This window comes from Salinivibrio sp. YCSC6 (genome assembly GCF_004916735.1).
GTDB classification, from domain to species: domain Bacteria; phylum Pseudomonadota; class Gammaproteobacteria; order Enterobacterales; family Vibrionaceae; genus Salinivibrio; species Salinivibrio proteolyticus.
In genome coordinates, this window is the sequence record NZ_CP039516.1 from 2,373,216 (window position 1) to 2,393,117 (window position 19,902).

Annotated in this window: 17 protein-coding genes; 8 read left to right on the forward strand and 9 right to left on the reverse strand. The window is 49.3% G+C overall.

Annotated features, from left to right (window positions below; all coding sequences use genetic code 11):
* Nucleotides 1-345 precede the first annotated feature (345 nt).
* The 7 genes from gltB (at nucleotide 346) to E8E00_RS11000 (ending at nucleotide 10,144) form a co-directional block, all read left to right on the forward strand.
* The gene (gene gltB, locus E8E00_RS10970; protein WP_096630931.1) at nucleotides 346-4,812 is read left to right on the forward strand and encodes a glutamate synthase large subunit; all 4,467 of its coding nucleotides are present in this window, start codon (nucleotides 346-348) and stop codon (nucleotides 4,810-4,812) included.
* An 11-nt stretch (nucleotides 4,813-4,823) separates the two neighbouring features.
* On the forward strand, nucleotides 4,824-6,236 hold the full coding sequence (locus E8E00_RS10975; protein WP_077662309.1) for an FAD-dependent oxidoreductase: 1,413 nt from the start codon (nucleotides 4,824-4,826) through the stop codon (nucleotides 6,234-6,236).
* A gap of 100 nt (nucleotides 6,237-6,336) precedes the next feature.
* On the forward strand, nucleotides 6,337-7,029 hold the full coding sequence (gene mtnN / locus E8E00_RS10980; protein ID WP_069588469.1) for a 5'-methylthioadenosine/S-adenosylhomocysteine nucleosidase: 693 nt from the start codon (nucleotides 6,337-6,339) through the stop codon (nucleotides 7,027-7,029).
* Nucleotides 7,030-7,050: 21 nt separating this feature from the next.
* Nucleotides 7,051-8,028, forward strand: coding sequence for a cobalamin biosynthesis protein (locus E8E00_RS10985; RefSeq protein ID WP_096630929.1), 978 nt, complete (start codon nucleotides 7,051-7,053; stop codon nucleotides 8,026-8,028).
* Nucleotides 8,029-8,039: 11 nt separating this feature from the next.
* Nucleotides 8,040-8,876 carry a vitamin B12 ABC transporter substrate-binding protein BtuF gene (btuF, locus tag E8E00_RS10990; protein ID WP_096630927.1) on the forward strand — a complete coding sequence of 279 codons (837 nt, stop codon included), beginning with the start codon at nucleotides 8,040-8,042 and terminating at the stop codon, nucleotides 8,874-8,876.
* Nucleotides 8,877-8,896: 20 nt separating this feature from the next.
* Nucleotides 8,897-9,508 carry a TRIC cation channel family protein gene (locus tag E8E00_RS10995; RefSeq protein WP_077662391.1) on the forward strand — a complete coding sequence of 204 codons (612 nt, stop codon included), beginning with the start codon at nucleotides 8,897-8,899 and terminating at the stop codon, nucleotides 9,506-9,508.
* A gap of 75 nt (nucleotides 9,509-9,583) precedes the next feature.
* Nucleotides 9,584-10,144, forward strand: a complete 561-nt coding sequence (locus tag E8E00_RS11000) for a flavodoxin family protein (RefSeq protein WP_069588465.1) — start codon at nucleotides 9,584-9,586, stop codon at nucleotides 10,142-10,144.
* Nucleotides 10,145-10,206: 62 nt separating this feature from the next.
* On the opposite strand, the gene E8E00_RS11005 is transcribed toward E8E00_RS11000, so the two are convergent.
* The 8 genes from E8E00_RS11005 to E8E00_RS11040 all read right to left on the reverse strand — a co-directional run bounded on the left by E8E00_RS11005 (nucleotide 10,207) and on the right by E8E00_RS11040 (nucleotide 17,386).
* A complete protein-coding gene (locus tag E8E00_RS11005; protein ID WP_096630925.1) occupies nucleotides 10,207-11,061 on the reverse strand; it encodes a tagatose bisphosphate family class II aldolase in 855 nt (284 codons plus the stop codon).
* A 62-nt stretch (nucleotides 11,062-11,123) separates the two neighbouring features.
* Nucleotides 11,124-12,272: an N-acetylglucosamine-6-phosphate deacetylase gene (gene nagA / locus E8E00_RS11010; protein ID WP_096630923.1), complete on the reverse strand. Its 1,149-nt coding sequence runs from the start codon at nucleotides 12,270-12,272 to the stop codon at nucleotides 11,124-11,126.
* A gap of 1 nt (nucleotide 12,273) precedes the next feature.
* Nucleotides 12,274-12,708 carry a PTS galactosamine/N-acetylgalactosamine transporter subunit IIA gene (gene agaF, locus E8E00_RS11015; RefSeq protein WP_096630920.1) on the reverse strand — a complete coding sequence of 145 codons (435 nt, stop codon included), beginning with the start codon at nucleotides 12,706-12,708 and terminating at the stop codon, nucleotides 12,274-12,276.
* A 63-nt stretch (nucleotides 12,709-12,771) separates the two neighbouring features.
* Nucleotides 12,772-13,629 (reverse strand): PTS N-acetylgalactosamine transporter subunit IID, encoded by an 858-nt coding sequence (gene agaE / locus E8E00_RS11020; RefSeq protein ID WP_096630917.1) that lies wholly within the window; start codon nucleotides 13,627-13,629, stop codon nucleotides 12,772-12,774.
* Nucleotides 13,619-14,392, reverse strand: coding sequence for a PTS N-acetylgalactosamine transporter subunit IIC (gene agaW, locus E8E00_RS11025; RefSeq protein ID WP_096630914.1), 774 nt, complete (start codon nucleotides 14,390-14,392; stop codon nucleotides 13,619-13,621). The genes agaE and agaW overlap by 11 nt, the downstream gene beginning before the upstream one ends.
* 24 nt (nucleotides 14,393-14,416) lie before the next feature.
* On the reverse strand, nucleotides 14,417-14,890 hold the full coding sequence (gene agaV, locus E8E00_RS11030; protein ID WP_096630911.1) for a PTS N-acetylgalactosamine transporter subunit IIB: 474 nt from the start codon (nucleotides 14,888-14,890) through the stop codon (nucleotides 14,417-14,419).
* A gap of 11 nt (nucleotides 14,891-14,901) precedes the next feature.
* On the reverse strand, nucleotides 14,902-16,080 hold the full coding sequence (locus E8E00_RS11035; protein ID WP_096631603.1) for an SIS domain-containing protein: 1,179 nt from the start codon (nucleotides 16,078-16,080) through the stop codon (nucleotides 14,902-14,904).
* 13 nt (nucleotides 16,081-16,093) lie between these two features.
* Nucleotides 16,094-17,386, reverse strand: a complete 1,293-nt coding sequence (locus tag E8E00_RS11040; protein WP_096630908.1) for a D-tagatose-bisphosphate aldolase, class II, non-catalytic subunit — start codon at nucleotides 17,384-17,386, stop codon at nucleotides 16,094-16,096.
* A gap of 308 nt (nucleotides 17,387-17,694) precedes the next feature.
* Between E8E00_RS11040 and agaR the strand changes: the two genes are divergently transcribed.
* Nucleotides 17,695-18,474 carry a transcriptional repressor AgaR gene (agaR, locus tag E8E00_RS11045; RefSeq protein ID WP_096630905.1) on the forward strand — a complete coding sequence of 260 codons (780 nt, stop codon included), beginning with the start codon at nucleotides 17,695-17,697 and terminating at the stop codon, nucleotides 18,472-18,474.
* Between the two features lie 47 nt (nucleotides 18,475-18,521).
* Here the strand turns inward: agaR and tyrS are convergent, their stop codons facing one another.
* Nucleotides 18,522-19,709, reverse strand: a complete 1,188-nt coding sequence (gene tyrS, locus E8E00_RS11050; RefSeq protein WP_077455305.1) for a tyrosine--tRNA ligase — start codon at nucleotides 19,707-19,709, stop codon at nucleotides 18,522-18,524.
* Between the last annotated feature and the right edge of the window lie 193 nt (nucleotides 19,710-19,902).

Here is a 19,902-nt window from a genome sequence, read left to right on the forward strand (position 1 = left end):
TAGCTATTATTCCTGAAAAAATTGACACAAAACCTGAAAATATCAGGCGTTTAATTGACATCACACCAAGCTTCATGGTGCATAAAGGCTGCATAATAAAATTTGACCTTTAACTGCTTTGCCGTTAATTTGAAAGGTCGCTGAATAGCGCTTTCTGGATACGGCAGGCTAGGCATCGCGTTGAAAATCAGTAATTTAATTACTTACAAGCACGCGATTTTCCCGTTAAAAAAACACAACATAACGGGTGAGCTGTCACAGTCCTAGACGCTTTCAGAGTGGTCAGGAGGATCACGACAATAAATGCAATCACTGCGAGTGACGCAGTAGCAAGGGAGAATTGCAATGTCGCTGTACAACCCAATGTTGGAAAAGGATAACTGTGGTTTTGGTTTGATCGCCCATCAAGAAGGTGAGCCCAGCCACAAGTTGGTTCGTACCGCCATTTCCGCACTTGATCGCATGACCCACCGCGGAGGGATTAACTCCGATGGTAAAACCGGGGACGGTTGTGGGTTATTGCTCCAAAAGCCCGACCGTTTCTTTCGCCTTATTGCCGAACAAAACCAATGGAACCTAAGCCGTTTGTATGCGGTGGGAATGCTGTTCCTGAGCACAGACCCGGTGAAGGCGCAGCGCGCCCGCGCGGTGTTTGAACAAGAAATTGGTGCCGAAACCCTCTCCGTGGTTGGTTGGCGTACGGTACCAACCAACCCTGACGTGCTGGGTGAAATCGCCAAGCAGTCACTCCCCGTTATCGAACAAGTCTTTATTAATGGCCCAGCCGGTTGGCGCGCACGCGATTTAGAGCGTCGCCTGTATATTGCGCGCCGCCGCGCAGAAAAAGCGTTAGCTGACGACACAGACTTCTACATTACCAGTCTGTCGACCCAAACTATTGTCTACAAAGGCTTGTGTATGCCGGCAGATTTGCCGCGCTTTTACACTGATTTGGCCGATTTACGCCTCGAGTCTTCGATCTGTTTATTCCACCAGCGTTTTAGTACTAACACGCAACCACGCTGGCCGCTCGCTCAACCGTTTCGTTACCTTGCACACAATGGTGAAATCAACACCATTGAAGGTAACCGCCAATGGGCACGCACACGGGCATACAAATTTAACTCGCCCTTGCTGCCAGACCTCCATCAGGCCGCGCCTTTTGTCAATGAATCAGGGTCGGACTCGTCAAGCCTCGATAACATGCTTGAAGTGTTTTTGTCCGGTGGTATGGATCTCTTCCGCGCCATGCGTCTGCTTGTGCCACCCGCTTGGCAAAACCATCCGGATATGGATGATGAGCTGCGTGCATTCTATGACTTTAACTCCATGCACATGGAGCCATGGGATGGTCCTGCCGGTATAGTGATGTCTGACGGCCGTTATGCGGCTTGTAATCTCGACCGCAACGGCTTACGCCCTGCGCGTTATGTGGTCACTAAAGATAAATTCATCACCCTCGCCTCTGAAATTGGCATTTGGGATTACGCGCCTGATGAGGTCGCTGAAAAAGGGCGTGTTGGCCCGGGTGAATTGCTGGTGATCGATACCCGAGAAGGCAAAATTTGGCACTCAGCGGAAATCGATAATGAACTGAAAAGTCGCCACCCCTATCGAGAATGGCTCGATGCTCACGTGCGTCGCCTGACCCCGTTTGAAGAACTTGATGATGATGCCAGCGAAGGCAGCCGGAGCTTGCAAGACACCCAACTGAAGGTTTACCAAAAGCTGTTTGGGATGTCGAACGAGGAAGTCGAGCAAGTCGTCAAGGTGCTCGGGGATATCGGTCAAGAGGCGACCGGTTCGATGGGCGATGATACGCCAATGGCAGTATTATCTTCTCGTCCCCGCTGTGTGAGTGACTACTTCCGTCAGAAGTTTGCTCAGGTTACCAACCCACCCATTGATCCCTTGCGTGAAAACCACGTGATGTCACTGGCCACCTGTATCGGCCGGGAAATGAACGTTTTCTGCGAGACCGATGGCCACGCCGAGCGCGTCGCGTTTAAATCGCCCGTACTCTTATTCTCAGACATGGTGCAGTTACTCGAGCTCGACGATACCTATTATCGCAACAGCATTCTCGATATTAACTACGATCCGAACGAGAAAGATCTGCAGCAGGCCATCTTAGATCTTTGCGATCAAGCCGAGCGCTGCGTGCGCGATGGCACGGTACTGGTAGTTCTGTCTGATCGTAGCATCAACAAAGACAAACTCCCTATCCCTGCCGCTATGGCAGTCGGGGCGGTGCAAAAGCGTCTGGTCCGCGAAAACTTGCGCTGTGATGCCAACATCATCATTGAAACCGGGAGTGCACGCGATCCGCACCAATTTGCCGTATTACTAGGCTTTGGTGCCACGGCTATCTACCCGTATCTCGCCTACGAAACGCTAGCCAATCAAGTTGACATTGGCGCAATCAAAAAGCCCTATCGCGATGTGATGGTGAATTTTAGAAATGGCATCAACAAGGGCCTGTATAAAATCATGTCGAAAATGGGGATATCGACCATTGCCTCTTACCGCTGTTCGCAGCTGTTTGAAGCGGTCGGCCTACATGACGATGTGGTAGAGCTTTGCTTTAAAGGTGTCGCAAGCCGCATTCAAGGGGCGAACTTTGATGATTTCCAGCAAGACTTAGTCAACCTTTCTCGTCGTGCTTGGATTAAACGTAAGCCGCTAGAGCATGGTGGGTTACTCAAATACGTCCACGATGGCGAGTATCACGCTTACAACCCAGATGTCGTAAAAAATCTGCAAAGTGCAGTGCGCTCTGGGGAAGCGATGGACTACAAAACCTACGCGAAAACGGTGAATGAACGTCCGGTGGCAACCTTGCGTGACCTAATGCGCTTGAAAAAAGCCGATACACCATTACCACTTGAACGCATTGAGCCCGCCACCGAGCTATTTAAACGCTTTGATTCCGCTGCCATGTCTATTGGTGCTTTGAGCCCTGAAGCGCACGAAGCGTTAGCCATTGCGATGAACCGCCTTGGCGGCCACTCGAACTCCGGTGAAGGGGGGGAAGACCCACGCCGTTTCAATAGCGAGCGTAACTCCAAAATCAAGCAAATTGCATCGGGCCGTTTTGGGGTCACTCCCCACTACCTCACCAATGCTGATGTGCTGCAAATCAAAGTTGCACAAGGGGCGAAACCCGGTGAAGGCGGACAATTGCCCGGCCATAAAGTCACGGCAGAGATCGCCAAATTGCGTTTCTCAGTCCCCGGTGTCACCTTGATTTCGCCACCGCCACACCATGATATCTACTCGATTGAAGACTTGGCGCAGCTGATTTTTGATTTAAAGCAGGTCAACCCAAGCGCATTGGTATCGGTCAAACTGGTCTCCGAACCGGGCGTGGGCACCATTGCCACCGGTGTGGCAAAAGCCTATGCCGACCTGATCACCATTTCAGGGTATGACGGCGGCACAGGGGCAAGCCCATTGACCTCGGTGAAATACGCCGGTAGCCCTTGGGAATTAGGCCTTGCCGAAACCCAGCAAGCCCTTGTGGAAAATGGCTTACGCCACAAAATTCGCTTACAAGTCGATGGCGGCCTCAAAACTGGCCTCGATATTGTAAAGGCCGCCATTTTAGGTGCAGAGAGCTTCGGCTTTGGCACCGCGCCTATGGTGGCGTTGGGCTGTAAATATTTGCGTATTTGCCACCTGAATAACTGTGCAACCGGTGTGGCGACCCAAGATGACACGCTTCGTCGCGACTACTTTAAAGGCTTACCTGAGCAGGTAATGAACTTCTTTAAAGGCTTAGGCGAAGAAGTCCGCGAGCTACTCGCTGAGCTTGGTGTCGAAAAACTCACCGATCTCATTGGCCGAACGGACTTGCTGGAAGCGGTTGATGGCTTTACCGCCAAGCAACTAAAGCTCGATTTGAGCCATATTCTAGAGGCGCCCACACCCTGGCCGGGCAAAACCTTATATTGCAGTGAGCCTAATACGCCTTTTGATAATGCACCGCTTAACCAAGCCTTGCTCAGTGAGCTAGGGGAGGCGATTGACGCTAACCGACGAGCCAGCATCTACAAATCGGTACGCAATACCGACCGTTCAGTCGGTGCTAGCCTCTCTGGCGCGATTGCAAAACGCTATGGCAACACAGGCATGGCAGCCAATCCTCTGGATATTCAATTGCAAGGCACAGCGGGTCAATCTCTCGGGGTGTGGAATGCGGCAGGGGTTAATATCACCCTTGTCGGCGATGCCAATGACTATGTCGGCAAAGGGATGAGTGGCGGTGAGATCGTGATCCGTCCTCCTGTGGGATCCGCCTTTGCCAGTCATGAGTCCACCATCATGGGCAATACCTGCCTGTATGGTGCCACTGGTGGCAAGCTGTTTGCGGCAGGGAAAGCAGGCGAACGGTTCGCCGTGCGTAACTCAGGGGCCCATGCGATCGTCGAAGGCGCAGGAGATAACGCCTGTGAGTATATGACGGGCGGTATCGTCGCGATTTTAGGTCGTACTGGCGTCAACTTTGGCGCTGGAATGACCGGCGGCTTTGCCTATGTGCTCGATGAGGAAGGCGATTTTAACGGCCGCATCAATCCAGAGTTGGTTGAAGCGCTGTCGCTAGAATCACTGGCCATTCATCAAGAGCACTTACGCGGACTGATCGCGCAACATTTAGAGCTGACAGGTTCAGATCGTGCGCAACAACTGCTGGCTGATTTTGACCAATGGGTACACCGTTTCTATTTGGTCAAACCTAAAGCCGCTGATGTCAGCACCTTGTTAGGCCACCAGAGTCGCAGCGCTGCCGAGCTGCGAGTTCAGGCGCAGTAAAGGAGGGATCCATGAGCCAGAACGTATATCAGTTTATCGATGTGCAGCGTATCGACCCGCGAAAAAAGCCGATTGATACCCGCAAAATAGAGTTCGTGGAAATCTACGAGCCGTTCACCGAAAAAGAAGCGTCGGCACAAGCCGATCGCTGCTTAGATTGCGGTAACCCCTATTGTGAGTGGAAGTGCCCCGTGCATAACTACATTCCACAATGGCTAAAGCTAGCCAATGAGGGACGCATCTTAGAGGCCGTTGAGCTATCGCACCAAACCAATAGTCTGCCTGAGGTCTGTGGCCGCGTGTGTCCTCAAGACCGGCTTTGCGAAGGTGACTGTACGCTCAATGATGACTTTGGCGCTGTGACCATCGGTAATGTCGAAAAGTACATCACCGATAAAGCGTTTGAAATGGGCTGGAAGCCCGACATGTCACATGTTGAGTGGACAGACAAAAAAGTGGCCGTAATCGGTGCCGGCCCAGCAGGGCTTGCGTGTGCCGATGTGTTGGTACGCAATGGCGTCAAACCCGTGGTGTTTGACCGCTATCCGGAAATTGGTGGCTTGCTTACCTTCGGGATCCCGTCATTCAAACTGGAAAAAGAGGTGATGCGCAACCGCCAACGGATTTTCACCGAAATGGGCGTGGAGTTTCGTCTCAACACCGAAGTCGGTAAAGATGTGGCCATGCAGACCTTGATTGATGAGTTTGATGCGGTCTTCCTCGGTGTCGGGACGTACAAGTACATGCGTGCTGGTCTTGCCAACGAGGACGCACCCGGTGTGTTTGATGCACTGCCATTTTTAGTCTCCAACACCTACAAAGTGATGGAACTGAAGAACGCGCCACCCTTCATCGATATGGCAGGTAAGCGTGTGGTAGTCCTCGGGGGAGGCGATACGGCGATGGACTGTGTCCGTACCTCCATTCGTCAACAAGCCGCCAGTGTGACTTGTGCCTACCGTCGTGACGAAGCGAATATGCCCGGCTCGCGCCGCGAGGTGAAAAACGCGCGTGAGGAAGGTGTCAACTTTATGTTCAACCTTCAGCCTCTTGGCATTGAAGTCGACGAAAACGGCAACGTGCGCGGGGTTACCGTGGTAAAAACCCAGCTCGGTGAGCCTGATGCTGCAGGTCGCCGCCGCCCAGAGCCGATTGAGGGCAGTGAGCATGTGCTAGAAGCAGACGCCGTGATCATGGCGTTCGGTTTCCAACCTCATGCCATGGAGTGGCTGGAGCCCTATGATGTGGCCCTTGACGAGCGTGGTCGCATCAAAGCGCCAGCCAAAGGGGACATCTTATATCAAACCACCAATCCGAAAATTTTTGCCGGTGGTGATGCAGTGCGCGGGTCAGATTTAGTGGTCACCGCCATTGATGAAGGGCGAAAAGCGGCCGAAGGGATCATGGACTATCTCGAAGTCTGATCCTCTCCCACCCCGACTGAATAGAAGTGCCTCAAAGGAGGCACTTTTTTATTGCCTCATGTACACTAACCCCATTCTATGTGCTAACAGGATCATCAAGATGAAAATCGGCATTATTGGCGCTATGGAGCAGGAAATTACCCTGCTGCGTGATAAGCTCGCGAACCTTACCACTCATCACGAAGGAGGTTGCACCTTCTACTCTGGCACACTACAGGGTCGTGATGTGGTATTGCTCCAATCAGGCATTGGTAAAGTATCAGCAGCGGTCGGCACCACCTTGTTGCTGTCACAGTTTAAGCCAGATTGCGTGATTAACACCGGATCAGCCGGCGCTTTTGAACCCTCATTAAACCTCGGTGACGTCGTTATTTCCTCGCAAGTGTGTTACCACGACGCGGATGCAACCGCCTTTGGCTACCAGATGGGTCAAGTTCCTCAGCAACCGGCTCACTTTGACTCCGACGACGCACTGATGGCACTGGCCGAGAAAGCCATTGATGACGAGACACACGTGGTACGCGGGTTAATCTGCACCGCGGATACCTTTGTGCACACAGATGCACACCGTCAACACATTCGCACCCACTTCCCTAAAGCGGTAGCGGCAGAAATGGAAGCGGCGGCGATTGCACAAGTGTGCGCCCAGTTTAAGATCCCATTTGTGGTCGTGCGCGCCATCTCTGATGTGGTGGCAGAAAAAGAATCACCGATGACGTTTGAGGAGTTTTTGCCGCTGGCTGCGAAAAGCTCGTCCGCCATGGTTGAAAAAATGGTTGCGCTTTTCGACTAACTCTTCGAACGCTTATCATGGATGAACCTTGCCATTATGGATGCACTGCTTAACCCGCAATATTGGCTGACTATGGCCGCCAACCACCCAAGCTTCTGGGCGCTGTGGTTGGCGCTATTAATCCATTGGTTACTCCCCTTATCCGCCAATTATTCTCCGTTTCAGTATTGGCAACAGTACGCGCTCATTTTAGCCGACCAAGTCAACCAACCGACCGACCCGAAACGGCAGAGAAAGCTCGCAGGTGGGCTGGCACTGGCACTCATGTGTGGCACACTGGCGATCTTGCTGATTGCCACCCGAGAGCTGGTCTGGTTTCGCCCTTTATTTGATGCGCTACTGCTGTGGCTTGCCCTCGATTGGCGCAATATTGATACGTTTTCCCAAGCATTTGCCGATGCCATTGAACAACACGACAAAGGGACAGCACGCGCGCTTTTGGCCAACCGCGTCAACCGAGAAACTGAGTCTTTGTCGATTGTCGGTCTGGGTAAGGCAGGCGCAGAAACGCTATTGCTTGGCACCGCGCGTCATGGCGCCTGTGTGATTTTTTATTTTGTGCTATTTGGTGGTGTCGGCGCCCTGCTGTATGCCAGCTTAGTCCGTCTTGCGCGCGTGTGGTCGCCAAGCCGTCTCACCTTCTACCCATTTGGCTTAGCGGTCGCACGTCTTCTCAACGGACTCGATTACGTTCCTATGCGTCTATTTGCCCTCTTGTTCGCTCTGGGTCGTTCCCCACTCACGCACCTTAAAGCGTGTTGGCAACAGGGAAAGCGCTGGCGCACGCCGGGGCCGGGCTGGCTATTGGCCTGTGCCAGTAGCCGCTTTCAGCTCTCCCTCGGAGGCCCTGCCATTTATCAAGGCACCAAAACATTGCGCACAAAAATCGGCAGTGGCGTGACACCGGCCTGCTACCACCTTTTGTTATTACGTCAAAAACTCAGAGTGAGCATGCTCATTTGGATCGCCTTTAGCGCGTTATGCTTGCTCATCGTGTAAGGATAAAAAACATGCTCGGTCTCTCTCCTCGCAGCGTCGGACTTTTGGTTGCCGCTTTTCTCTTTACCACGGCCGCTTATGCACACCCTGCCCCACCTCGTGTGATCAGTCTGGCGCCTCATGCCACTGAGCTCGCTTATGCTGCAGGCCTCGGTGAACAACTCGTCGCCGCCAGTGCGTACAGTGATTACCCCGATGAGGCAAAAACGCTTGAGCGCGTATCGAACTATCGGGGCATCAAACTGGAGCGTATTGTGGCGCTTAAGCCGGACTTAATCCTGGCGTGGCGAGGCGGTAACCCACCTAAACCGCTGGAAACATTGGCGCAACTGGGTATCGAGATCCGCTACCTTGATGTCGAAAAACTCGACGACATCAGCGGCTTTATTCGCGAACTGGGCCGTTATGGCCGCCACCCCGAGATAGCACAGAAAAATGCAGCCGCTTTCGACCAAAAACTGCGTGCACTGCGCACCCGCTATCAAGACGCAACGTCAGTACCTTACTTTTATTTATTAAGCGGTGCGCCACTAATGACAGCCAGTGATCATGCCTGGCCAAGCCAGCTTTTTAGGCTATGTGGCGGCGCAAACATTTTTGCCGATAGCCCCGCGGCTTATCCGCAAGTGAATATGGAGCAAGTGATCACCCGCAAACCGCACACTGTGTTTTATACCGGTGGTGAACTGCCTGCTAGCTGGCAAAGTATGAAAGACTTACTCCCCAGCCTTGCTCAGCACTATGCGTTTCAATTAAACCCAGACTGGCTAACGCGAGCAACGCCCCGTGCGTTGCAGGCTGCAACCCAAATCTGTGAGGCACTTGATACGGTGCGCAGCGCAACCTAGGACCCATGATGACCCAAACCATGATTTTGTATTTATTTGATTTATTTGGCACGGCAGTATTTGCCATCTCAGGTGTACTCATGGCTGGCCGTTTACGGATGGACCCTTTTGGCGTCGTGGTCCTTGCCTGCGCCACCGCGATTGGGGGCGGAACAGTACGCGATATGGCGATGGGAGCAACACCCGTTTTTTGGATCAGTGACACACTATATATTTGGGTGATCCTCGCCACCTGTGTTGCCACCATGCTGCTTATTCGCCACCCCCGCCGACTCCCTTGGTACGTACTACCCTGCGCCGATGCCGTCGGTTTAGCCGTCTTCGTCGGTATCGGTGTCGATAAAGCGTTAAGCTATGGGACTTCTCCACTGGTCGCGGTGATCATGGGTGTGATTACCGCGTGTGGGGGCGGCATTATTCGTGATGTGTTGGCCAGAGAAGTGCCCATGGTGCTGAGAACCGAGGTCTATGCCACCGCATGTATTGCCGGCGGTATCGTTCATACACTCGCAGTTGAAGTAGGGCCAGATGCCGTCACCGCCTCAATTGCAGGCATGGTCACCACCTTGCTGATCCGCTTGGCGGCGATTCGCTGGCATTTATCCTTGCCACCTTTTGCCCTTGATCGTTAAGGATAAAAGATTGGGGGTTGAAAGATCGCACCTCTACCCTAAGGACTGTTAGACAGCCACCAGCAAGGAGCCACAATGTTACGTATTGCGATCATTTATCATTCGGTCAGTGACCACACACACGCACTCGCCACCACGATTGCAGAAGGGATCCAAGCTGGCGATGCCGATCCCCTCGTCTATCGTATTGAGCCTGATGTGATTGAACATGGCCGTTTTATCGACCAAAAGGTCTTTACTCAGCTTAAAGATGTGGATGCGATTATTTTTGGTGCACCCACCTACATGGGCGGGCCAAGCGCACAATTTAAAGCGTTTGCCGATGCATCCAGCCCAACATGGGAGCAGCAAGATTGGCGTGGTAAGCTAGCTGCCGGGTTTACGGTAGGAAGCCAAACGGGAGGAGACCAATCAGCAACCCTCAACTACTTCCAAACGTTAGCCAGTCAACACGATATGCTATGGCTTAGCTTAGGTCGCGCCAATATCGGGGTCGAGAACATCAACCCAACCGGCACGACGCATGGCGTCACCGCCCATGAAACCGGAGAAGGACTGAGTGAAGCCTGCTTACAAACCGCCTTCTATCTAGGCCAACACATGGTTCGCGCCTTGAAAGGGGTTTGGCACACTTAATTGGAACTTCATTAATAGAAGGCCCTCGATAAATACGAGGGCTTTTAGCATTTACATTTCTTCTAGATACGATTAGCACTGCCACACATCTGTATTTTTTTCTCTACGATATGACGCATTGCATTCATACCTGGAACTAAGTACTGCCTAGGATCACTCGCGTCTGGATGCGAGCCCAAATAACCTTTCATTGCATCAGAAAACGCAATTTTCAGCTCTGTGGCGACATTCACCTTACAGACACCTAATCCGATACAATGCTGCACGTCTTCGTCCGAAATACCAGACGCACCATGCAGAACAAGAGGAACATCAACGCATTCATGAATCGCTTTTAACCGTTCAAAGTCTAATTTAGGCTCTGATTTATATAGCCCATGGGCCGTTCCAATGGCAACAGCTAAAGAGTCAATACCTGTTCGCTCTGCAAACTCTCTAGCGGATGCGGGATCGGTAAGTTGAGCATCTTTTTCATCAATAACTAAATCGTCTTCTTGCCCGCCCAATAAACCTAGCTCAGCCTCGACACTCACTCCTAACTTGTGGCAATACTCTACGACTCTTTTAACTCGAGCGATATTCTCATCAAAAGGATAATGCGAAGCATCTATCATCGCTGAACGAATACCTGCGTTGACCTTTGACTGAATATCTTCCCAGTCTTCATGATGATCTAAATGCATCACGAGAGGCAACTGATGTTTCTTGGCCGCCGACTGGCAAATTGATATTAAGTAGTCGACTCCTGCATGCTTGTATGTACCGGGAGTGCCAGCAAGTATGACAGGAGACCGCAACGCTGCAGCAGTTTCAACAACAACTTGCACCGTTTCAAGATTATGGATATTAAAGGCTGGCACCGCATAACCATTGCGCTGAGCGTCTTTTAACATTTCATGGGAAGAAATTAGATACATAACTGCTCCTTACAGCCCTAAATGGCTGCACGTAAAAATTTATAGACGATTAGCAATCCGCGTTAGTTAGGCCAAACCTGCTTACCATTAACCCAGGTCGCACTAACATCAAGACTCTCCGTTAGCGACACGAAACTTGCCGATTTGCCGAGTGCAATACTGCCAAGACGATCTGAAACCCCAAGAAGTTTTGCTGGAGTTATTGTTGCCATATTGATGGCATTTTCGAGTGACTCTCCCACTTCATTAACTAAGGTACGCACGGCTTGACTAAGCGAGAGAGTGCTCCCCGCCAACCCGCCGTTTTCAGTACGAACAATCCCGTTTTTCATCGTCACAGGCACTTCTCCTAGTAGGTATGGGCCGTCAGGCATACCTGCAGCCCGCATAGCATCACTGATCAAAACCAATCGATTTGGTGCACATCGACAACACACTTTCATGACAGCTGGGTGGACGTGATGACCATCAGCAATAAGTTCAAGCACAGCGCTATCGTGGCTTAACCCTGCACCTACAGCACCTGGCTCACGATGGTGAACACCTTTCATTCCATTGAAACAGTGCACAAGTCCATCAGCGCCAGCCTCCAATGCGCTAGATGTCATCTCGTAGTCTGCGGCACTGTGGCCCAACATGACATTTACCCCGCGGGACTTAAGATATTGAATGGCAGTTATTGCCCCCTTTTTTTCAGGCGCCAACGCAACTACTTTCAACGTGTTATTACTAATGTCTATCCAGTGACACAGCTCAGAAACGTCAAGCTCACGAAACAAAGACTCTGAATGAGCACCTTTGTTTTCAGGAGTAAAGTAAGGCCCTTCGAGATAGCTACCCAAAAGCTCCGCCCCATCAACCCCTTGAAAGTATGAATTTGATACTTGTTTAAGCGCCGCTTCTATATCTTCAAATGGCGCAGTCACTGTGGTTGCTAGAAAAGCCCCTACTCCTTGACTAGCCAAATAGGTCGATAGGGTATTCAATGCATCATGATGGCCGTCCATCACATCAACGCCAGCGCCACCGTGAACATGCGTATCGATAAATGCGGGCACCAAAAGATCCACATCAAACTGATTGTTACTGATGGCTTCCTCATCACACGCCTTAATCGCGGTAATCACGCCATTAATAGCTGTCACGATGCTATTTTCAACCCAACCAAGATCGGTCAGCATCCTCTTGGCTCGTATCAATAGTTCGGCCATTCTAGATACCCTCACATGCGTTCGTATCAGTAACTTTTTTTTGCATCTCATCAGCAAGACTTGTCATGCCCCTGTGTCCACATATCAGAGCTTGAGAGCAAAATTCCTTGGGCGTTAACTCTTCTCTTTCCATCATCATTTCTAGGACCAATTGCAAGTTTGCGCCCGTGATGACTTCAATATCAGCTCGAGATATAGCCAATGTTGATGCCACGCGAAATGGACTTCCTCCCAAGAGATCAGTGATGAAAACCACGCCATCACCTGAGTCGACCTCGTTAAGAGCAACTAAAAACTGCTGTTCAAGTTGTTGAGTCGTCGAGGAGGCAGGAAAGTCTATTGCGACTACTTGGGTTTGATCACCCAGCACTTGCAACATCGCTTTTTCTATTCCACTAGCAAAACCACCATGCCCACTAATAATCACACCTAACATACTATTTCTTCCTATTCTCAGAGAGATAAGGCCTACGAGAGGCCTTATCTCCCCTGTGCTAACTCATAGAAAGCCAGCAAACTTACCGACTACACCCAATATCACTGTCATAATGATTAAACGAATAGGGCTCCATCCTCGCTTGACCAATGCATACATAGCTAAGGTGTACACAAGTGGTAAAAATGCAGGCATTAATTTATCAATAACCCCTTCTTGCACTTTCACAACCGCATCTCCTGCTGTAATTTCGAGTGTTGTGGCAAGCCTTACATAAGTCGCAACCAAAGCACCGATAACCGTCATGCCAACAATGGAAGCTGCATGACCAACTTTCTTGGTATTCGCTTTTATTAGAGGGATAGCTGCAACACCCATACGATAGGCATAGTGTGCGAGTCCGAAACGGAGGCCAAAGTGAACGACATTGAACAAACAGAAGAAAACAACCGCACCCATGATGGAACCTTGTAACGCTAAGTCAGCGCCAATTCCTCCACAAATAGGTAATAGCGTTAACCAGAACATCGCATCACCAATACCACCAAGTGGTGCACCAACGGCAATTTTTGTACTTTGAATACTATTAACATTCTGCTTCGAACGTTCCATGGCGAGCACGATGCCCATAACAAAAGTCACCAAAAATGGATGGGTATTGAAAAAACCCATATGTCCTTTCATCGCTTTTGATAAATCAGAGCGATTGGTATGGATTTTTTTCAGCGCAGGCAATAAGCCATAAAGCCAACCGGACGCTTGCATCCGTTCAAAGTTAAACGAGGCCTGTAACAATAAAGAGCGCCATGCCATTTTATTAATATCTGACTTTGTTAGCTCTGCACCGATGGATTTATCTTGATACTCATCAGTGGTTACGTCTTGCAATTGGCTAACATCACTTTTTTGATTAGATTCCATCTTCAACATCCTCCGGCTGCGCAGCCTGTTCAGGTTCGCGTTTGCGCATAAAATCAATCAATGCCATAGCGACAGCTGCTGCCGCTATCGCTAATACGGGAAGCTCTAGCCAAGCAGCTCCTACAAACCCCAAAATAAAATACGGAACGTAGGCGTTCTTCATCATTATTTTCATTAGTACGGCAAAACCAATTGCCGGCATAATGCCACCTGCGACTCCTAAGCCATCGATTAATGTTTTAGGTAAGGCTTCTACAGCTACTTTCGCGTGCTCCGCCCCAAAGTAGATAGGCAGAAACGCCCATAGAAAATAGAAAGTGCCGAGTACAGCCAAAGCAAAATAATTCACCTGCTCTATGCCTTTGGTGTCAGCGTTATCTGCCATCTGGTCACACTTAGACATCATTGGTGCCATGGCAGAAAATAAGAAAGTGATCCCCATCTGCACTGCAACAGCAAACGGTACAGCGACCCCCACCGCCACATCAGCATCTACGCCTGAAGATATGGCAAACGTAGCGCCGACGATCGTGCCAATAATCACATTGGGTGGTTGAGCTCCTGCTAGTGGAGCAAGCCCCATCCAGACCAACTCTAAAGTCCCACCAACCAAAATGCCTGTATGAAGATCTCCAAGAATTAACCCCACGATCGGCCCGAGAACCACAGGCCGATGGAAGTGCGTTAATCCATTAAACAGATCTAGTCCGGCGAAAAAGGCCAAGATCCCAAGCAACAACGCTTGCAGAAAACCAATATCCATCTTTCCGTCCTCACTTCTAAACGTTTATAGCAACGTAAAGACATCCGTTGCTGTTTCAGTTGGAACCCCTTGTACCTGACAAGACACACCTAGAGACTGCAGGGCGCGTAAACTGTCGATATCTCTATCATCGACAGAGACAGTTTTGTGAATCTGACGCTTTCCTTCGGCATAGTGCATGTTGCCAATATTAAGTTTCTGAATAGGAACACCTCCCTCGACCAAAGTGACAAAGTCAGCAGGAGATTTGGCAACGAGAAGAATCTTCTGCCTATCTGCTGCCTTACCTATGGTCTCAATCACTTTTTGTAAGGACCAAAAACGGATACCAATTCCCTCAGCCAGCACCATCTCCATTAGACTTTGCTGGATCTGATCATTAGCGACTTCATCGTTGGCAACAATAACCAGGTTTGCTCCTGCAAATCCGACCCACTGCACACCTACTTGTCCATGGACAAGGCGCTCATCAACTCGACTTAAAACAATATTTGGCATAGCGAATATCCTTAGTTCACTCTGTTGATCACATCAGCTTCAAAGGGGTAAATATTAACGCCCTGTACAACGCGATTTACTTCTCCGCTTGGGCAAGGGTTATCAGGTCCTATCGCCAAATTCACCGAACGAAAGAAGGCATACATCTGTGCAACAAGTAGAAAGGGAAAACAAAGCGCAGCATCGTCAGCATCAAGAGCTTGTGGAACGAGTAAATGCTCTCCTTGGGTTATTCGAGGATCTGGCAAATCCGCGACAGCTATCACTCGGCGAGCTTGCCCATCGTTACGAAGTTCATTCAGCAGGTCTAAGTCATACTGACGTGTATATGTATCGTTAGAGATAAACACCATGACGAGGCTATTACTGTCGATCACAGATTTAGGGCCATGGCGAAATCCAACAGGAGAGTCATAACAAACCGATAATTTTCCGGCAGTTAGCTCTAGCAACTTAAGAGAGGCCTCTTGAGCAACACCTTGTAAGCTTCCACTTCCCAAGTAAATAACCCGTTCACAAGGTTCCATGGCAATTTGAGCAATAATGTCTGATTGCTCTTTAAGTAAAAACTCGCAAGCTTGAGCTACTGATAGGAAGGAAGTAGTCGTAAATCGGTTTGGCAGAAAAGCCGACAAACAGGCAAGCATCATACTAGTCAAACTGCTTGTCATCGCAAAACCACGGTCATTGGTTTCTTCAGGCATCAATAGTGCAAACGTTCGCTTATCATTTAGGCTACGCTGGTATAATTCACCATCCGCATTACATGTCACTACAAGGTGAAAACAGTCTTTAAGTTGATGGCTTGCAAGCTCAACCGCCGCAACGCTTTCAGGACTGCATCCAGAACGAGCAAAGGACACTAATAAAGTGGGACACGGCTCCGCAAAGTACTCGCTTGGATCGGTGACAATGTCTGTCGATGCAATAGCCTCTACACGACGTTGCATTTGACCACTCAAATAGGGAGCCAATGCTTTCCCAGCAAATGCAGATGTCCCTGCCCCCGTTAGCACAATCCTTAAGTCATTTAACCTCAAAATCTGCGCAAGGAATCCATCCAATTGAGATCGTGCTCCCTCTATGCTTGCCAAGGTTTTCATCCAACTCTGTGGTTGTTGGCAAATCTCTTTGGCTGTAGCTTCAGCTCGAATAGCCTGTAATGTTTGTGGGGTATAACCTAGGTACATCATAAACCTCGCTTTATAGCTGATACTCGGAAGCTGCACACGCCTGTGAATACATGGACGTGACTTCCATAATTTTGTCTATAACAAGTTCGTGAGCACGGTTGGCCAGCGTCCCCTCTCGAACATGATGGTATTGGATAGGTAGGTACTGACTAAGCAGTGGTAAAGGAATCTCAATCGGTTCAAGGTTGCGCAATAGTATTTCAACGCCTTGTGCTACGCTTGAATCCGGCCAGTAATAGCGAATGCGATCAGAGTAGCTATAGCTTCTTGCTAAGCGCTGCTCCATTTGGGCACCATGGTAGTAATCTTGCCAGTGATCAGGTTCAGCCTGCATAGCCAGCTCTAACACTTCACGTAGTCCTGAGCATGAGCGAGCTGGTATGATTTCTTCTTCTATACATGAGAGCGCGAATAGAGCTTCACGTAGAGCAAATGTGAGAGCAGGACCAACTTTTAAAATGGCAAAATGATCCGCTACCAGCTGACCGTATGCGCTCGCCGTTTGATAATCTGTGGAGTGAGCCTCAAACACCAAATGCTCATAGCCCTCAATCCATCGACTTAGCGCCCTTGCTTTCTCCGGTTGATAGTCGATGACACCACCGTGATCGAACTCAACACCAGGTTGAACAACAAGTCCTATGACTCGAGAACAAAGATCTGATAATTGGAGTTTTTCAAACTCAGCCCAATGCGCTTGAAGTGTTTTTTCAGCAGCCGATGAGGTAGTAATGACAAGTTCATTTAACGTATCATTTGCTCCCCCTGGTACAGGAACTTCAGTCCCAATCACGTACAAAAGATCACTTACGCCAAACTTTTCTTGGCAGGTTCTTTCTGCCACCATGGCTAACCTAGCCGCTCTTTGTGCGACAATGTCATCAGACAGAGGAACGGGATCGCCAACGCAAGACATGCTGCAATCAAGATGAATTTTCTTAAATCCGGCAGAGACATAGTCCGCTATTAGGATTTCAGCTTTCTCCATCGCGACAGTGGCTGTTTCTTTCTGCCAACGGTTGGGGCCAAGGTGATCCCCGCCAAGAACAATATACTTGCTTGGAAAGCCATGCTCTCGTGCTATGTCATAAACAAACTGTTTAAAATCCTCTGGTGTCATGCCGGTATAGCCACCATATTGATCAACTTGGTTTGACGTTGCTTCAATAACCAATAAGCTCCCATCTTTTTTCGATTGGCGAATCGCCGCTTCAATTACAAATGGATGGGCGGAGCAAACAGAATAGATCCCCACGTTTTGCCCTCTTTTATGTGCATTGACAACACAACGCAACATTTCCATAAATCCTCCAGCAGAAAACCACAACCGAAAACTTTCATTACCTTTCGAAGTGAGGTTATACCCACACACAAAAAAATAAATAAAAAGAAAACGAAAGGTTGATATGGTTCACAAATAAAAATTGAAAGAAAAGAAAAGCAAACAAAGAGGCATAAAAACATGGGCAATGTGCTTCCATGTACAACTTTCTGCGACTTACTCTTGGATGAAAGGAAAGACATAGAAAGGAAACAAAAGAAACGTTACTTTTAATTTAAAACACAACTTCCTATAATCGCTCTCAGTAAGCACAAGAGGCGGATACTTTAATGAAGAGTACAAGTGAGAGGCGTGAGCAGACCCTTGCTATGATAAGAAAGCAAGGCAGTGTACAGGTTACTGACTTAGCAAAGTGGTTTGACGTGTCGACCGTGACAATACGTAATGATCTCGCTTTTCTTGAAAAACAAGGAATTATAACTAGAGCATATGGTGGTGCTTTTTTGAATGAAGGCAGTACAGCTTATCCAGAGCATTCGTTCGAGGACAAAAGCCAACTGAATCCCAGCGTCAAGTCACAAATAGGCAAAGCGGCAGCAGAGCTCATCTGTAATGGAGACACTATAATTTTGGACTCAGGCACGACAACAAATTACATCGCAAACTGTATGTCTGACCTCAAAGACGTCATTGTTATGACGAATGGACTCAACATTGCTAATACGCTTATGCCAGCTCAAGGGGTCGAAGTGATTATGTTAGGTGGGCATCTTCGCAGGAAATCAATGTCTTTCTATGGTAGTCAGGCAGAGAAAACGCTAGAAAGCTATCACTTTAATAAGCTATTTCTAGGAGTAGATGGGTTTGATCTCGCAAAAGGGATTACGACTCATAACGAGTACGAAGCACAGCTAAACCGACGCATGTGTGACGTTGCTGATGAAATTATTGTTGTCACCGATTCAAGTAAATTTGGTCGGATTAGCTTACACAAAATTCTAGAGCCAGGAAAAGTGAGTAAAGTGATCACCGATCATGCTATTCCTGAATTTTATCTTGAAGGGCTCCAACAAGCAGGGATTGACGTGACTCTGATCAATGTTGACTAACCGCGCTAAAAAAAGGAGGCAAAGCCTCCTTTTTTAGCATTACAAGCTTAACCTAGCGTCACCCGAGCGAACTTACGTTTACCCACTTGGTAAACGGCTTCGCCCGCCGCTGGCACCAGCTTGGTGTCTTCGACTTTTTCGCCGTCAATTTTCACCGCGCCTTGACGGATCATACGCAGCGCATCTGATGTTGAGCTAACCAAGCCGGCATCTTTCAAAAGGTTACCAATCGCGATGCCTTGCTCGAAGCTAAAGCTTGGCATCTCGTCAGGCATCGCCCCTTTTTGGAAACGATTGATAAAGGTCTGCTCGGCCGCATCCGCATCCGCGTCTGAATGGAAACGCGCAATGATCTCTTTCGCTAGCAAGATTTTAATGTCACGTGGGTTTTTGCCCGCTTCGACATCTTTCTTGAACTGAGTCACTTCCTCTAAAGGACGGAATGACAACAGCTCGTAGTAATCCCACATCAAATCGTCAGAGATAGACATGATCTTACCGAACATATCATCCGGACGTTCGCTCACACCGATGTAGTTATGGGCGGACTTGGACATTTTCTTCACGCCATCCAGCCCCACCAGCAACGGCATGGTCATAACAACTTGCGGTTTCTGTCCGGCTTGCTTTTGTAGCTCACGTCCCATCAGCAGGTTAAACTTCTGATCCGTCCCGCCCAGTTCTACGTCTGCTTCCAACGCGACAGAGTCATGCCCTTGTAGCAGCGGATAGATAAATTCGTGGATCGCAATGGGTTGGTTGCTGCTGTAACGCTTTTTAAAATCATCACGCTCTAGCATACGGGCCACGGTTGAGCTCGCCGCAAGGCGGATCATGCCATCAGTGCCCAACTCACCAAGCCACGTCGAGTTAAACTCTATGCGGGTTTTAGCCGGATCGAGAATTTTAAACACTTGCTCTTTGTAGGTTTCTGCGTTTTGCAGCACTTGCTCACGCGTCAACGGTGGACGGGTCGTGTTTTTACCACTCGGATCACCGACCATGCCGGTATAGTCTCCGATCAAGAAGATGACTTCATGGCCGAGCTCCTGAAACGCGCGCAGCTTATTTAGGATCACTGTGTGCCCAAGGTGGATATCCGGTGCCGTCGGATCTGCACCCAATTTAATACGCAGAGGACGATCTTCTTTAAGCTTGGCAACCAGCTCGTCTTCAGGGATTACTTCATCAACGCCACGTTTTAGTTCTGCTAGCGCAGCTTCCAGGCTCGCCATAGTCTCTCGCTCCTACAAAATAGGCAAAAATGTGATAAACCGACATACTACTCGAATAGCGACAGTTTTTGAAACCAGTTAGACTTATAGCCAGTGTGCAAGGTGTGCACAGTGGCTGCCGGCAACAGATGTTTGTGGTCTTTGTGTTAACCGTGTCAAATTATTATCAGGGCATCATCCCCAATAAACCGAT

What these genes read in the sequence shown, in the direction of transcription:
- gltB (WP_096630931.1), top strand. Translation starts at nt 346, where the DNA reads ATGTCGCTGTACAACCCAATGTTGGAAAAGGATAACTGTGGTTTTGGT.
- E8E00_RS10975 (WP_077662309.1), top strand. Translation starts at nt 4,824, where the DNA reads ATGAGCCAGAACGTATATCAGTTTATCGATGTGCAGCGTATCGACCCG.
- mtnN (WP_069588469.1), top strand. Translation starts at nt 6,337, where the DNA reads ATGAAAATCGGCATTATTGGCGCTATGGAGCAGGAAATTACCCTGCTG.
- E8E00_RS10985 (WP_096630929.1), top strand. Translation starts at nt 7,051, where the DNA reads ATGAACCTTGCCATTATGGATGCACTGCTTAACCCGCAATATTGGCTG.
- btuF (WP_096630927.1), top strand. Translation starts at nt 8,040, where the DNA reads ATGCTCGGTCTCTCTCCTCGCAGCGTCGGACTTTTGGTTGCCGCTTTT.
- E8E00_RS10995 (WP_077662391.1), top strand. Translation starts at nt 8,897, where the DNA reads ATGATTTTGTATTTATTTGATTTATTTGGCACGGCAGTATTTGCCATC.
- E8E00_RS11000 (WP_069588465.1), top strand. Translation starts at nt 9,584, where the DNA reads ATGTTACGTATTGCGATCATTTATCATTCGGTCAGTGACCACACACAC.
- E8E00_RS11005 (WP_096630925.1), bottom strand. Translation starts at nt 11,061, where the DNA reads ATGTATCTAATTTCTTCCCATGAAATGTTAAAAGACGCTCAGCGCAAT.
- nagA (WP_096630923.1), bottom strand. Translation starts at nt 12,272, where the DNA reads ATGGCCGAACTATTGATACGAGCCAAGAGGATGCTGACCGATCTTGGT.
- agaF (WP_096630920.1), bottom strand. Translation starts at nt 12,708, where the DNA reads ATGTTAGGTGTGATTATTAGTGGGCATGGTGGTTTTGCTAGTGGAATA.
- agaE (WP_096630917.1), bottom strand. Translation starts at nt 13,629, where the DNA reads ATGGAATCTAATCAAAAAAGTGATGTTAGCCAATTGCAAGACGTAACC.
- agaW (WP_096630914.1), bottom strand. Translation starts at nt 14,392, where the DNA reads ATGGATATTGGTTTTCTGCAAGCGTTGTTGCTTGGGATCTTGGCCTTT.
- agaV (WP_096630911.1), bottom strand. Translation starts at nt 14,890, where the DNA reads ATGCCAAATATTGTTTTAAGTCGAGTTGATGAGCGCCTTGTCCATGGA.
- E8E00_RS11035 (WP_096631603.1), bottom strand. Translation starts at nt 16,080, where the DNA reads ATGTACCTAGGTTATACCCCACAAACATTACAGGCTATTCGAGCTGAA.
- E8E00_RS11040 (WP_096630908.1), bottom strand. Translation starts at nt 17,386, where the DNA reads ATGGAAATGTTGCGTTGTGTTGTCAATGCACATAAAAGAGGGCAAAAC.
- agaR (WP_096630905.1), top strand. Translation starts at nt 17,695, where the DNA reads ATGAAGAGTACAAGTGAGAGGCGTGAGCAGACCCTTGCTATGATAAGA.
- tyrS (WP_077455305.1), bottom strand. Translation starts at nt 19,709, where the DNA reads ATGGCGAGCCTGGAAGCTGCGCTAGCAGAACTAAAACGTGGCGTTGAT.